Annotated in this window: 15 protein-coding genes and 1 riboswitch; all 15 genes read right to left on the bottom strand. The window is 40.2% G+C overall.

Annotated features, from left to right (window positions below; translation table 11 throughout):
• Window positions 1-3: 3 nt before the first annotated feature.
• Complete coding sequence (locus C9414_RS03720) at window positions 4-582, bottom strand: restriction endonuclease subunit S (protein ID WP_107163088.1); 579 nt, start codon at window positions 580-582, stop codon at window positions 4-6.
• A 708-nt stretch (window positions 583-1290) separates the two neighbouring features.
• Window positions 1291-3147: an alpha/beta fold hydrolase gene (locus tag C9414_RS03715; protein ID WP_107163087.1), complete on the bottom strand. Its 1857-nt coding sequence runs from the start codon at window positions 3145-3147 to the stop codon at window positions 1291-1293.
• Between the two features lie 57 nt (window positions 3148-3204).
• Window positions 3205-3771, bottom strand: coding sequence for a TetR/AcrR family transcriptional regulator (locus C9414_RS03710; RefSeq protein WP_142398054.1), 567 nt, complete (start codon window positions 3769-3771; stop codon window positions 3205-3207).
• A gap of 427 nt (window positions 3772-4198) precedes the next feature.
• On the bottom strand, window positions 4199-5596 hold the full coding sequence (gene sufB, locus C9414_RS03705; protein WP_017368012.1) for a Fe-S cluster assembly protein SufB: 1398 nt from the start codon (window positions 5594-5596) through the stop codon (window positions 4199-4201).
• Window positions 5597-5613: 17 nt separating this feature from the next.
• Window positions 5614-6060 (bottom strand): Fe-S cluster assembly sulfur transfer protein SufU, encoded by a 447-nt coding sequence (gene sufU, locus C9414_RS03700; RefSeq protein ID WP_107163085.1) that lies wholly within the window; start codon window positions 6058-6060, stop codon window positions 5614-5616.
• Complete coding sequence (locus C9414_RS03695; protein WP_107163084.1) at window positions 6050-7270, bottom strand: cysteine desulfurase; 1221 nt, start codon at window positions 7268-7270, stop codon at window positions 6050-6052. The genes sufU and C9414_RS03695 overlap by 11 nt, the downstream gene beginning before the upstream one ends.
• Window positions 7270-8583 carry a Fe-S cluster assembly protein SufD gene (gene sufD / locus C9414_RS03690; RefSeq protein WP_024423399.1) on the bottom strand — a complete coding sequence of 438 codons (1314 nt, stop codon included), beginning with the start codon at window positions 8581-8583 and terminating at the stop codon, window positions 7270-7272. Before sufD ends, C9414_RS03695 begins: the two co-directional genes overlap by 1 nt.
• Window positions 8584-8601: 18 nt before the next feature.
• The gene (sufC, locus tag C9414_RS03685; RefSeq protein WP_007500355.1) at window positions 8602-9387 is read right to left on the bottom strand and encodes a Fe-S cluster assembly ATPase SufC; all 786 of its coding nucleotides are present in this window, start codon (window positions 9385-9387) and stop codon (window positions 8602-8604) included.
• Window positions 9388-9600: 213 nt separating this feature from the next.
• Window positions 9601-9735 carry a YuzK family famiily protein gene (locus C9414_RS20460; protein WP_254965641.1) on the bottom strand — a complete coding sequence of 45 codons (135 nt, stop codon included), beginning with the start codon at window positions 9733-9735 and terminating at the stop codon, window positions 9601-9603.
• A gap of 215 nt (window positions 9736-9950) precedes the next feature.
• Window positions 9951-10319, bottom strand: a complete 369-nt coding sequence (locus C9414_RS03680; protein WP_003212803.1) for a carboxymuconolactone decarboxylase family protein — start codon at window positions 10317-10319, stop codon at window positions 9951-9953.
• A gap of 103 nt (window positions 10320-10422) precedes the next feature.
• The gene (metQ, locus tag C9414_RS03675; protein WP_107163083.1) at window positions 10423-11244 is read right to left on the bottom strand and encodes a methionine ABC transporter substrate-binding lipoprotein MetQ; all 822 of its coding nucleotides are present in this window, start codon (window positions 11242-11244) and stop codon (window positions 10423-10425) included.
• Between the two features lie 14 nt (window positions 11245-11258).
• Window positions 11259-11927 (bottom strand): methionine ABC transporter permease, encoded by a 669-nt coding sequence (locus C9414_RS03670; RefSeq protein ID WP_079919062.1) that lies wholly within the window; start codon window positions 11925-11927, stop codon window positions 11259-11261.
• Window positions 11920-12945 (bottom strand): methionine ABC transporter ATP-binding protein, encoded by a 1026-nt coding sequence (locus tag C9414_RS03665; protein ID WP_058838173.1) that lies wholly within the window; start codon window positions 12943-12945, stop codon window positions 11920-11922. Before C9414_RS03665 ends, C9414_RS03670 begins: the two co-directional genes overlap by 8 nt.
• A 154-nt stretch (window positions 12946-13099) precedes the next feature.
• Window positions 13100-13208: riboswitch (SAM riboswitch) on the bottom strand.
• A gap of 102 nt (window positions 13209-13310) precedes the next feature.
• A complete protein-coding gene (locus C9414_RS03660) occupies window positions 13311-13652 on the bottom strand; it encodes an SCP2 sterol-binding domain-containing protein (protein ID WP_024423403.1) in 342 nt (113 codons plus the stop codon).
• 120 nt (window positions 13653-13772) lie between these two features.
• A complete protein-coding gene (locus tag C9414_RS03655) occupies window positions 13773-14075 on the bottom strand; it encodes a thioredoxin family protein (RefSeq protein WP_024426005.1) in 303 nt (100 codons plus the stop codon).
• Window positions 14076-14085: the final 10 nt, after the last annotated feature.

Raw genomic sequence — 14085 nt, 5'->3', positions numbered from 1 at the left:
TCATTACTCCCCCTTTAATGTTCCTTCTATTACCGAGCTCGTAAACTGCCCTATCAAGTCTGCGTATTGGCTTAACTTATTTTGTAGCTTCATTGTTTCTACGTATATAGTGCCTATTTTCTTCTGTTCCTCGATTGGAACAACTGGAACAATCATTTCCCCAAGGGCACGAAGCGGGATTCTTAGAATAGGGCCAGTCCCCTGTGACTCCCTTTCTTTTTGCTGCTTCACATCTTTATGAGCATTAAACAAGTAAAGAAAATATCTCTTATCAAGTTGTTCGCTATCAAACTCTATTTTCGTAAAGTTGAGGGACAACACTTTACCAACACTATTTTCACCAACAATTGTGGCTAGCTGCAATGAGTTACTGATAACAACATCACCTTCATTTAACGATAGGTTATTTTGAGATAAAGGTTTTGCCTTTTCTTCAACAGCTACGTCCTCACGATGATAATCAGCTTCAAAAGACGCTTGGTCATAATACAATATTTCTTGAGTTTCAAACTGCTTTTGTGCTCTTGTTGGATTAATACCGGGAACGAACGTTACGAATTCATTTAATTTACTTTTCTTCAAATAAATCGCCCCTAAACACATATATGATTTTTTGAAATATTTATATATTACATATTAAAACATACCAGGATTGCTTCGTCAACGGTAATATGAAATATTTATATATTTCATATTATCGTCTTTGAAAAAGCCTGCTGAAACTATTTTGTAATTCCCGTTTTTTTACTTACCGTGCCAATTTGTTAAAGCGTCATTGCGAAAATTTATCCCTATTCAATGTCATTTTTGTTACCGCCTACGGCCTCAAACCGCTAATACCAAATTGCTCTTGCACAATTTTAAAATCCCAAAAAAACAAACAAACCCCCTGTGTGCTTAAGGAAACAAATTTAAATTTGTTTCTAAGCGCTCTGGGGCATAAATCGATCTAAACAACAGCCGGCATTTATCTAGTTATTACTGAAAAATAGAAAAAGACGAACTTCAAAAGTTCGCCTTCTACACTATTCAAATCCTTGATAAATAAAAGGTTTTTAAAATTTAACCGATTGAACCATTCATCTCAAGCTTACGTTCTCTTGTGATCGTGATTCCCACGTTTTATATTTTATATTTGTTATGCTTCATATAAAATATAAAGCCGTCATAAGTTTATGGATGTTTTGTAGGTGTGCTCACATCACCATCAAGCTAAGAAAATACAACTCCCCCAAACAGTATCAAAGTCTAAACGATCTTACTTACACACTTTTGATTTATCCCACATTCTCAACTGCTAGTAAGACTATTTTTTATAACCAATGCTGCCGTTTCACTCGGATGGCTAAGAGGAAAATGATGACCATATGGAACAACATCAACCTTACCAAGATGCGATGGAGCAGAATAGCCTTTGTCATACTCCCCCCAAATCATGTGAAGATTATGCTTTGTTGCTTCATTGAAATCACCGTGATCGTTTTTCAATAGTAACTGGTTAAGCTGAACCGTCGTATTTAAAATTCTAGGAGACGTAAAACTGATTCTGATTTTTTCAATATAATGTTCAGGGATACTCTCCGTCCTTTCAAACAAACCATTACTTAATAAATAACGCTCTATCATTTTAGAAGTTGCTAATTTTAATGTCCATTTGTTCATCCATTGTGGAACATTTAGCGATTTAGCATTTTCTTTAGCAACAGGCGGCTGAAGTAAAGTGATTGAATACTTCTTATCTATGTACCCTTGTCCCAATGCTTCCAGTAAGATAAACGCACCGAATGAATGACCAATGAGATGTGCACCATTTGTCGCTTTCTCCAATAACTTTTTCACTACATTCAAGTAGATATCTAGAAGATGTTTCTCTCGTTTAAAAGGGGAACGCCCTAAGCCAGGAAGATCCAAGATCCATATAGGTTGACCCGTTTTTTCATGAAGCTCTTCTGCTAAAGGGAATAAATCCTCTCCATCACTCAATAAACCATGTAATAAAATAAAAGGTTTCCCCTCTCCGTGTAATTGGTAAACCGTATTGTTATCGCATAATGTTCGCTCAAATAAATGCTGATGCTCACCATGTTGATCCATCATTCGATAATCCAGATCAGCTACTACGGCAGGTAAAAATTTCATGACGCTCGTCTTCTTAAACCAATCTCCTCCCATCATTTTTTTCACTGAAGCATTTGAAAATGTTCGTTTTGTCATAAAATTGAGTCCATCAGAAGGAATGTTTGTTATTTTACTTACTCCACTTTTCATTATTGTTTTCATAAGCGGCAATGGGACAGAGATTTTTGGTGCTCTCATATTCATACTTTCCGACATCACACTTAATAATTCAGCAATGTTCTGATCATGCTCTTTGTCTTCAACAAGTGTATATGTTTGAATAGCCGGCTGTTCGATCCTGAGAACCTGCACAATAAATTTTGCAAACTCATCGTTTGAAATCAGTGGCAGCCTATATCCCTTACCTCCAGGAATCACCGGCATGAGCCCTCTTCGCATACTACTCACAAGCAAACCTAATCCTGCTATCTGCTCTGTACTCCCTGTTTTACTACTGCCGACGACAGTTGGCGGATTAATGACAGACAGCGGATAACCTAGTGCTGACGCCTGTTGACGGATATAAAGGTCTGCTAAAAATTTTGTTCTCTCATATGGATTTTTGATTTTCAAATAATTGTTTCCTTCTTTAAACACATCAATGGCAATTTTGCTATTTTCATCATCAAAGGGACTCATATAACCGACAACATGAATAAAATGCTGCAAGCCCTTCAATTGATGAATATTTTTAGTTAATTCACCAATATATTTGGCACCATTTAAAAAGACAGAAGCTGCCTCTTTACTGGTTGCTTGAATATCCATGGGTCCTCCTGCGTGAATCAGCACATCCGTTTTCAACACCATCTCCATATCTTTAGCACTTAGACCTAAATCTATTTTCGTTAAATCACCTTCAATAAAGTGCATCACTTCCTGTTTTAAAATGCCTCTTTCTTGAAAAATACGTGCTGCTTTACTTTTCGACCTCACTAAAAGAAGAATGTTCACATCCTCTTTGGCTAATTCTTCGACTAATTGCTTTCCGATAAAGCCTGTTCCACCTGTTAAAAATACTGTTTTCATATGAAGTCTCCCTTTAGTACTATTCAGTACTAATTTGATGTAAAAAAAAAGCTTCTATTATCGAAGCAAGTTAAATAAATGATCTGCTGTTTTCGTGATGACAGTTGCATCCTTCAATGTTTCTGAAATAAATAACGCTCCTTCAAGATTTGTAATAAAAAGTGATGCCACCTCATCAATATGAATCGTATTTCTGAATTCCCCGTTCTCTACACCTTGTTTCAGTAATAGAGAAACTTTCTTTTGTAATCCTGTGAAAAAATGACCTATTTTTTCTTTTATGTGCGTGGCCTGTGAAGGACTTTGAATATAAAGAGTAATAAATGGGCAGCCGCCCTTATACTCTCTCGACTGAACTCCTTGTGATAATTGCTTTAAAAACAGTTGGATACGGTCTTCAACTGAAAATTGGGTCTGAGAAATTACGTCGCCTATTGCAGATTGATACCTGTCAATCCAATAATCAACGACCCCTGCTAATAATTCCTCCTTATTAGAAAAGTGATAATACACATTCGACTTTGATACTTTGCTTACACGAACTAATTCATCCATACTTGTATAAGCAAACCCTTTTTCCAAAAATAATGTTGCAGCTACTTCAAGCACACGTTTTTGATTCATTAATTTTGCCTTTGTCATAATTAGAACTATACAGTACTAGTTTATATGTTGCAAGTATTTATTTTGAATAAAGTTGATCTGAACCTCGAAGTGGTTAGTGGGCTTTAAAGGTAAAATCATTTCTCCTTTAAATAGTTATAAAAAATGTTGTGAGAGAGGATTTCTACAAAATTTGTAAAGACAATGCATTGAGACATAGCCATACTGTAAACCTTTTAGAAACAGGTGTGACTATTAACTATGTATTGTAAAGGTTAAAACTTTCTAAATAAAAAAACCGCAGACACGTATCTCCATGCCACCCAAAAATTGAGGACCAATGGAAATGTATCTGCGGTATGTTCAATAATTAAATTTTGTGGGTGTTTTGTGGGTACTTAATATAAATGTAAAGCCTAAACACCTATAATCACTGGTATATCAACGGTTAACCAATAGAACCTTCCATCTCAAACTTAATCAAACGGTTCATTTCAACGGCGTATTCCATTGGCAGTTCTTTTGTGAATGGCTCGATGAAGCCCATGACGATCATTTCTGTTGCTTCTTCTTCAGAAATTCCGCGGCTCATCAAGTAGAATAGCTGTTCTTCTGATACTTTCGATACCTTCGCTTCGTGCTCTAATGAAATGTTGTCGTTTAAGATTTCATTGTAAGGGATCGTATCAGATGTTGATTTGTTATCCATGATGAGTGTATCACACTCGATGTTTGAGCGTGCACCTTCTGCTTTGCGTCCGAAGTGAACGATTCCGCGGTACGTTACTTTACCGCCTTGTTTCGAAATTGATTTCGATACGATCGTTGAAGATGTGTTTGGTGCAAGGTGAATCATTTTCGCACCTGCATCTTGGTGCTGACCTTTACCTGCAAGGGCAATACTTAATGTCATACCACGAGCGCCTTCACCTTTTAGGATGACTGCTGGGTATTTCATTGTCAGCTTAGAACCGATGTTTCCATCAATCCATTCCATAGTTGCATTCTCTTCACAAATCGTACGTTTTGTCACAAGGTTGAAGACGTTGTTTGCCCAGTTTTGAATCGTTGTGTAACGGCAGTAGCCGCCTTTTTTGACGATGATTTCAACAACCGCACTGTGAAGTGAGTTTGTTGTGTAAACTGGAGCTGTACAGCCTTCTACGTAATGCACATGTGCGCCTTCGTCAACGATGATCAGTGTACGCTCGAACTGACCCATGTTTTCAGAGTTGATACGGAAGTATGCTTGAAGTGGAGTATCTACTTTTACGCCTTTTGGTACGTAGATAAATGAACCACCAGACCATACAGCCGAGTTAAGCGCAGCAAATTTGTTGTCAGTCGGAGGAATGACTTTTGCCCAGTGCTCACGGAAGATGTCTTCGTTCTCTTTTAATGCGCTGTCTGTATCTTTAAACACAATTCCTAGATCTTCAAGATCTTGTTTCATGTTGTGATACACAACTTCAGATTCATACTGAGCAGATACACCTGCTAAATATTTTTGCTCTGCTTCTGGGATACCAAGCTTATCAAAGGTTTGTTTGATTTCTTCTGGTACTTCATCCCAAGAACGCTCAGAGCGCTCAGATGGCTTTACGTAGTACGTAATTTCATCAAAGTTTAATGCATTTAAATCTCCGCCCCATTGTGGCATCGGCATGTTGTAAAAGTGCTCAAGAGATTTCAAACGGAAGTCGAGCATCCACTGAGGCTCTTCTTTCATACGAGAAATTTCTTCAACGATCTCTTTTGTCAGTCCGCGCTCTGAACGGAAAATGGAAACGTCTTTATCAGAAAAGCCGTATTTATATTCACCAACATCTGGCATTTTTTTAGCCATCCATTTTCACTCCAATCTTATGATTTGCCGTTATCTTCGGCAGATGCGCCTTTTTCAAGCGCCTTCCAGGATAATGTTGCACATTTGATGCGGGCTGGGAATTTTGCCACTCCCTGCAGCGCTTCAATGTCACCAAGATCAATGGAATCGTCGTATTCTTTTCCTTGCATCATATCGGAGAAAATCCGAGACATTTTCAAAGCAGTTTCAATATCTTTCCCTTTAATCGCCTGCGTCATCATTGAGGCAGATGCCATCGAAATCGAGCATCCTTCTCCTTCAAATTTCGCATCAGTGACTTTTCCGTCTTCGATTTTCATCGTAAGACGAATACGGTCACCACACGTTGGGTTGTTCATATCGACGACAATGCTGTCGTTTAACACACCTTTGTTTCTCGGATTTTTATAATGATCCATAATCACTTGTCTGTACAGTGTGTCTAAGTTTACATTAAAAGACATTCGTAAAATACTCCTTTGTCTTACGGAGCGCTGCAATCAGTTGGTCAATCTCTTCTTCTGTATTATACAGATAGAAGCTTGCTCTTGCAGTCGCTGATACACCAAGCCATTTCATAAGCGGCTGTGCACAGTGGTGTCCAGCACGAATGGCGACACCTTCCGTATCTAGAACAGTTGACGCATCATGCGGATGGACGTCGTCTAAGTTAAACGTCACAAGCCCAGCTCGGTGCTGCGGTCCATAAACAGTCGCACCTTCAAGCTCCTTAAAGCGCTCAAGCGCGTAAGTCGCAAGCTGATGCTCGTAACGGCTGACTTCCTCCATACCAATGTCATTTAAGAAGTCAATTGCTTTTCCTAGTCCAACTGCTCCAGCAATAATCGGTGTTCCCGCTTCAAATTTCCACGGCAGCTCTTTCCATGTGGAATCATATAGATCCACAAAGTCGATCATTTCACCGCCAAACTCAGCAGGCTCCATATTATTCAACAGGTCCTTCTTCCCGTAAAGCACACCGATGCCAGTCGGTCCACACATTTTATGCCCAGAGAATGCGAAAAAGTCACAATCTAGATCCTGAACATCAATTTGCATGTGCGGAGTGCTTTGTGCACCGTCGACGACAATGATTGCCCCATGTTCGTGGGCAATTTTGGCGATCTCTTTAATCGGGTTGATGGTTCCTAATACGTTTGAGACATGTGTGACAGCGACGATTTTCGTTTGATGTGTGATCGTTTGCTTCACATCTTCAAGCGATAGCGTGCCGTCTTCCTGTAACGGAATGTATTTCAATGTGGCGCCAGTTGCTTTCGCTGCTTGCTGCCAAGGGATGATATTCGCATGATGCTCCATATGCGTAATGACAATCTCATCGCCTTCTTTGAGGTTGGCTCTAGCATAGCTGATCGCCACTGTGTTTAGTGCAGTTGTTGTACCTCTAGTAAAAATAATCTCCTGGACAGATGAAGCACGGATGAATGCACGAACTTTCTCTCTCGCACCCTCGTATGCGTCCGTTGCTCTTGTGCCAAGGGTATGAACACCCCGGTGGACGTTCGAGTTGTAAGACCGGTAATACTCATTCATTGCATCAATGACCACTCTTGGTTTTTGAGAAGTCGCTGCACTGTCCAAATACACCAAATCATGTCCGTTCACTTGCTGATGAAGGATTGGAAATTGCTCACGAACGTCTTTGATATTCATTATTTTACTTTCCTTTCAATTACAGAAATCAGCTGCTTTTTAACTCCTTCAATCGGCAGTTCTTTCACAACTGGATTTAAGAAGCCGTAAATCACAAGTCTTTCTGCATCTTCTTTGGAAATTCCGCGGCTCATGAGGTAGTACAATTGAATTGGATCGACACGTCCAACAGAAGCAGCGTGCCCTGCTGTCACATCATCTTCATCAATTAATAGAATTGGGTTTGCGTCACCGCGTGCTTTCTCACTCAGCATGAGGACACGTGATTCCTGCTCTGCATTTGACTTTGTTGCGCCATGCTCGATTTTACCAATTCCGTTAAAGATAGAGGATGCTTGATCCTTCATCACACCATGCTTCAAGATATACCCTTCAGAGTTTTTACCAAAGTGGATGATGCTTGTTGTGAAGTTTTCTGTTTGGTTTCCTCGGCCGACAACTACTGATTTCGTATCACCGAATGTACCGTCGCCCATCAGTTTTGTGATGTTTTCAGACACAACGTCTCCATCATTCATCAGGCCAAGCGCCCATTCGATTTTACTGTCACGGCCATTAGCCATACCGCGTCTGTTCACATATACTGTGACACCTTCTGCAAGGTTATCTACAGCGCCGTATGTGACGCGGGCGTTTGCGCCTGTGAATACTTCAGAAACGATATTGAAGATTGCTTCTTCTGGTTTTGCTGTACTGATGTAGTTTTCTACATATGTCACAGCACTATGATCGTCTGCTACGACGATGACATGGTTGAACAATGTCGTTTCGTCATTTTCATGAAGATAAACAGCTTGAATTGGTGCTTCAAGCTCAACGTTTTTCGGAACATAGAGGAAAGCTCCGCCATTGACTAAAGCAGCGTGTAAAGCTGTTAGTTTATGCTCATCCACTTTCACTGCATCTGTCATGAAGTATTGTTTCACTAAATCTCCATGCTCACGAATCGCTGTATGAAGATCAGTGAAGATTACACCTTTGTCTTTCGCTTCAGCTGAAAGAGACAAATAGGCCGGCGTTTGATCACGCTGAATGTAAACTGTCTTATCTGTGTCCTCTAAATCAATAAGAGATTTCACTTCTTCTGGAAGCTCTTCTAATGATCCAAATGGTGCACTTTCGACTGTATGCTGTTTGAAATTCGTTAAATTCCATTTTGAAATATTCGTTTTGTCAGGCTTTGGCATTGGGAGGTCTTCTGCTTTTTCAAGAGCCTGTAAGCGAAGGGAGCTCATCCATGCCGGTTCCTGATGCTTCTCGGAGAAGCTTTTGACATAATCTTGATCTACTGATAATTTCGTTTCTAATGTCATCAATAATCCTCCTAACGCTTACGCTTCTTGACCAACAGTTTCGTCTTCAATTCCTAACTCTTTTTTAATCCAATCATAGCCTTCTGCTTCTAGACGCTGCGCGAGTTCTGGTCCGCCAGATTTCACGATACGACCTTGCATCATAACATGAACGTGATCTGGTGTGATGTAGTTCAGTAGACGCTGATAGTGAGTGATCATTAAGCAGCCGAAGCTTTCGCCGCGCATTTTGTTAATTCCTTTAGAAACAACTTTCAGGGCATCGATATCAAGACCAGAATCGATTTCGTCAAGGATGGCGATCTTTGGTTCAATCATCATTAATTGAAGAATTTCGTTGCGTTTTTTCTCCCCGCCTGAGAAACCTTCGTTTAAGTAGCGCTGTGCCATATCTGGATCCATTTCAAGGAACTCCATGTTTTCGTCCATTTTGCGGATGAATTTCATAAGAGAGATTTCATCGCCTTCTTCTCTGCGTGCGTTAATAGCAGAACGAAGGAAGTCAGCATTTGTGACACCGCTGATTTCAGATGGGTATTGCATCGCAAGGAAAAGACCAGCTTGAGCGCGCTCATCTACTTCCATTTCAAGAACATCTTCGCCATCAAGCAAGATGCTGCCTTTTGTTACTTCATATTTAGGGTGACCCATAATTGCAGCAGATAAAGTAGATTTACCTGTTCCGTTTGGTCCCATTACTGCGTGGAATTCTCCACCTTTTATCTCGAGGTTTACACCCTTTAAGATTTCTTTCCCTTCAATCTCAACGTGCAAGTCCTTAATTGTTAATGTCGAAGCAGTCATATATCGATACCTCCAAAATAATCATTATTCTCAATTTATTCTCATTCTAATTTTATAACAAATTAAAACTGAATACAACACATTCACGATAAGCGTGAGAGGATGCTCTCAAAATTCTAACAAAAAAAGCAGGTAGATAAAAGGATTTATGTCGAAAAGACTGTTTTCATAAAGAAAGGGCGGGAAACTGTTCTCCCCGCCCCTCAGCTATTATTAGCCTCTTATATTCATTTTTGCGAGCTGTCTTTTCTCATCTCGATAGGACTGCTCTCGTTTATATTCCACTTTCATCCTTAAGTCATGGTCTCTTTCGTACTCTGCATAGCTCATGCCATGAGCTTGATGCATGGCCTTTTCCATCTCGGCGGTATAATCCAATCCCAGTGTACTATGGTCCGAACAAATAATAAACCATTCCCTTCCTTGAGTGTAGCTTTATTGTAGCAAACGTATGCGGCTTCACTCAAAAGGGATATGACGCTCTATGACGGCATATTTTCTCACACATTCGGATGAGAAGTACTCAACTCCTTGATATGGAAAAATACCTTGTTTTCCTTCTTTTAATGCGTCTGTCCTCCAAATTCATCAATACATTGCTGAACGACAGTGATTCCTTGGCTTAGTGCTGCCCCGCCGCCAAAAGCTGCCGCCACGCTCACAACCTCTAGCAGATTCTCTTCTGTCGCCCCTTGATCGAGCGCTCCCTTTGTATGATAAATCATGCAGTATTCATCCTGCGCATGAATACTGATGCCGAGGGCAATCATTTGTTTTTCCTTTTGCGTTAATGAATCGCTTTGAAAGCACTGCTCCGTAAATTCATTAAATTTCTTTCCAAACACCGGCATTTTCTTCTGGAATTCACCCATTGCGGTTTTATAATCAGTCAGTGATTGCTGCATGGATCCGCTCATATGCTGTTCATTCATTTTGATTCCATCCCTTCAGGTCATTTGTACGTTTTTATTATGAGCGAGATTTGAAAAAATACACAAAAAACCTCGCTTTGATAGAAGCGAGGTTGAAATGTTGTTATTCAGATACAGGCAATACTGCACCGTCATATTTTTTGTCGATGAATTCTTTGATTTTATCAGAGTGAAGAACTTCCATTAATGCCTTGATCTTATCTGATTTTTCGTCACCTTTGCGAACCGCAACGATGTTTGCATATGGGTTGTTCTTTGTTTGCTCAAGTTCGATTGAATCTTTTTTCGGATTCAATTTATTTTGGATCGCATAGTTGACGTTGATAAATACAGCATCGCCTTCACTGTTTTCATAAGCTTTCGCAGTTAATTCAGGCGCGATTTTTTTGAATTTTAGGTTCTTTGGGTTTTCTTTAATGTTCTTTACTGTTGCGTTGATTGTATCAACCTTTGGATCAAGCTTGATGACACCAGCATTTTGCAGAAGGGCAAGCATACGGCCTTGTTCAGCTACGTTGTTTGTCATGATGATTGTGCCGCCGTTTGGAATATCTTTTACTGATTTGTATTTCTTAGAGTAGATACCGAAAGGCTCAAGGTGAACCGCACCAGCACTCACTAGGTTATAATCTTTGTTTGATTTATTTTCTTCGTTTAAGTAAGGGATATGTTGGAAAAAGTTCGCATCCACTTCTTTTTCAGCTAACGCTTTGTTGTACATTTTATAATCGCTAAGCACTTTCACTTTTAAATCGTAGCCTTTTTCTTTTAGAAGTGGTTTTGCTTCTTCAAGAATTTCGGCATGCGGCGTTTTTGATGCGGCAACCGTAATGGTTTTGCTTTCACTAGGGTTATTAGATGAACCGCACGCAGCTAAAATACCTGCAAATGCTAGAAATAGTGCACTTAGAATCAATTTCTTCATGAATAAATCCTCCCTTAACGTTTATCAATTTTATTTGTAATCAAATCACCGATTATTTGAATAATAAAGACGATGATCAGAATAAACACAGTGGCTACAAGTGTGACATCTGTATTACCAGATTGGTACCCTTCCACATAGGCGAGGTCACCAAGTCCGCCTGCTCCAATTGCACCTGCAATCGCAGTAGAGCCAATTAGAGCAATCGCTGTTACGGTAATACCTGAAATAAGGGCTGGCAATGATTCTGGCAGCAATACTTTGAAAATGATTGTCGACGTTTTCGCTCCCATTGATCGTGCTGCTTCAATGACTCCTTTGTCTACCTCACGCAGTGCAATTTCGACAAGACGTGCATAGAATGGAGCTGACCCTATGACAAGGGCAGGGAGTGCTGCATTTGGACCAAGAATCGTATGCATTAAGAATTTCGTGAACCCTAGTAAAAGAATAATTAAAATGATAAAAGGAATCGATCTGAAAATGTTGACGACAGCGCCGATGACAGCATTAATCGGTTTATTTTCCCAAAGACCGCCTTTTCCTGTAAGGAAGAGCAGGAGCCCTAGGATAATCCCAATGACAAAGGCAAATGCCAATGAAATCAGTGTCATATACACCGTTTCACCTGTTGCACTCCAGATGACGTCTAAATCAACGTTCGGAAACCATTTCTCAAACATGTGTCATCACCTCGATTTCAACCTGTTTGCTTTGGATATAGGCGATGGCTTTTTCTACCTCAGTCTCTTCTCCATTAATGTGGATAAAGAGTGTTCCAAACGCGCCTTCCTGCGTTTGAGAAATCTTCCCTTGAAGGATGTTCACATCAACATGAAACGATCGAATGATTTCTGTGATCAGTGGCTGCTCGGCAGAATCACCGATAAAGGACAACCGTACGACCTGACCTTCTTTTACTCGCTCTAGGACGTGCTCGATTGTTTCTTTCGCTTCCTCTGGTTCCGCAAGCTGTTTCACAAATCGCTTCGTCATTTCTTCCTTTGGCTGTCTGAAGACGCGTAATACTTCGCCTTCTTCAACAATACGTCCATTTTCCATGACTGCGACGCGATGACAAATTTTGCGAATGACGTGCATTTCGTGTGTAATGAGCACAATCGTGAGCCCTAGTCGTTTATTAATATCGGCCAAAAGCTCAAGGATTGAATCGGTCGTTTGCGGATCTAGCGCAGATGTCGCTTCGTCACATAGAAGAACCTTTGGATCATTCGCTAATGCTCTCGCAATGCCGACACGCTGTTTTTGCCCGCCGCTAAGCTGAGACGGATACGCATTTTCTTTTCCTTCTAAACCGACCAATTTAATCAGTTCATTCGCACGCTCTCTCCGTTTCGATGTCGGTACACCTGCGATCTCAAGCGGGAACATAATGTTTTGTCTCACCGTTCTTGACCAAAGTAAATTAAAGTGCTGGAAGATCATGCTGATTTCTTGTCTTGCTTTCCGAAGTTTCGCATTCGATACTTCATTGATCCGGTTGCCTGCCACTTCAACAATTCCTTCTGTTGGCAGCTCCAGACCGTTTAATAGGCGAATAAGCGAGCTTTTTCCTGCACCGCTATACCCGATAATTCCGAATATTTCACCTTTATCAATATCCAAGTTGACGTCTTTCACGGCATCAACATTTCCGCTTTTTGAATGATACGTTTTTGATACATTCTGTAAATGAATCACAGTCTGATCACCTGCTTTCTTGCTGAATCTATAGGTTTCCATCACATACGTTATTTATTCTTCTTTCTGTCATGACTCTAGCCTGACGTCAGGTCAGTAAAAAAGACCTAACTGCAACGCAAGCAGAAAGGCCTTTTATGTCAATTACGCCTTTCTCTCATCTTTCAAAGCGCTGCGGCTTTGAGTGAATTGGCACCAATTTCAGCTATGCTGACGGTTGCCGGGTTTCATAGGGCACGTCCCTCCACCTCTCTTAATAAGAGAAAATATGTTGTTTTATGTGATGTTCATGTTTTTACTAACGTAGAATATCATGCTATCTGAGATATGTCAACGCTGTAAATCGCTAATTTCCAAGTAAACAACTACGTTATCATTTTTCGAAAAAAACCGTTCGTCAGCCAAAGCACTGCCTCTAGTCTAAGGAGCGCACGGAATGACCCTTTGACTTTGACTTGTCCTCTGCTGATTAACTGCTGTAAGGACATATCTCCATCTAATAATTGTAGAATCTCTTTCCTCTCACCATAAAAGATGAGATCCGATAACTCAATTGCAGGTAGTTTCTTCACTTCACCACGTTCATCCACAATCAATGTACAAGAGTCAGTTTCCGCCTCAAATGTAATCTTCAAGGATGATGATGAGAGCAGCGGTTTTAATAGTAAACGCTGCCCTGTGTTACCATGGGCTTTCACATTTTCCACATGTATAACCTCCCTGTCATTTGGTTATACATAACATTTCTCTACAAACATCTTCTTGTCCTTTATAAATAACTCGACAAATTTTCAAATGAATTTCTTGAAATATGACAAAAAACCGCTTTATTTAGCGGTTTCAATCATTTCATGAAGATATGGAACTGAGTGAAAGGCATAGCCTTTTTGCACCAATTCTCCTTTTTTAAACAGTAGAAAGCAAGGAACACTCTCGATCTCAAATGCTTTTGCAAAACCTGGTGAATAGTTTAAATTGTTTTCGTAAAATGGTACATCCGGCTGCATGGCGTCTACGACTGCCAGCATTTTCTTTGCCAGCTGGCATGTTCCGCAAAACGGTGTATATAAGTATAAAAGAAATAAATCGTCCTCTATCTCTTTGAATTCGTGTTCTTCAATCTCTTTCATAATACGTCCA

It is taken from the genome of Bacillus sp. Nf3 (assembly GCF_003028545.1).
GTDB classification, from domain to species: Bacteria; Bacillota; Bacilli; order Bacillales; family Bacillaceae; genus Bacillus; species Bacillus safensis.
This window is presented reverse-complemented; position numbering and strand designations above follow the sequence as displayed.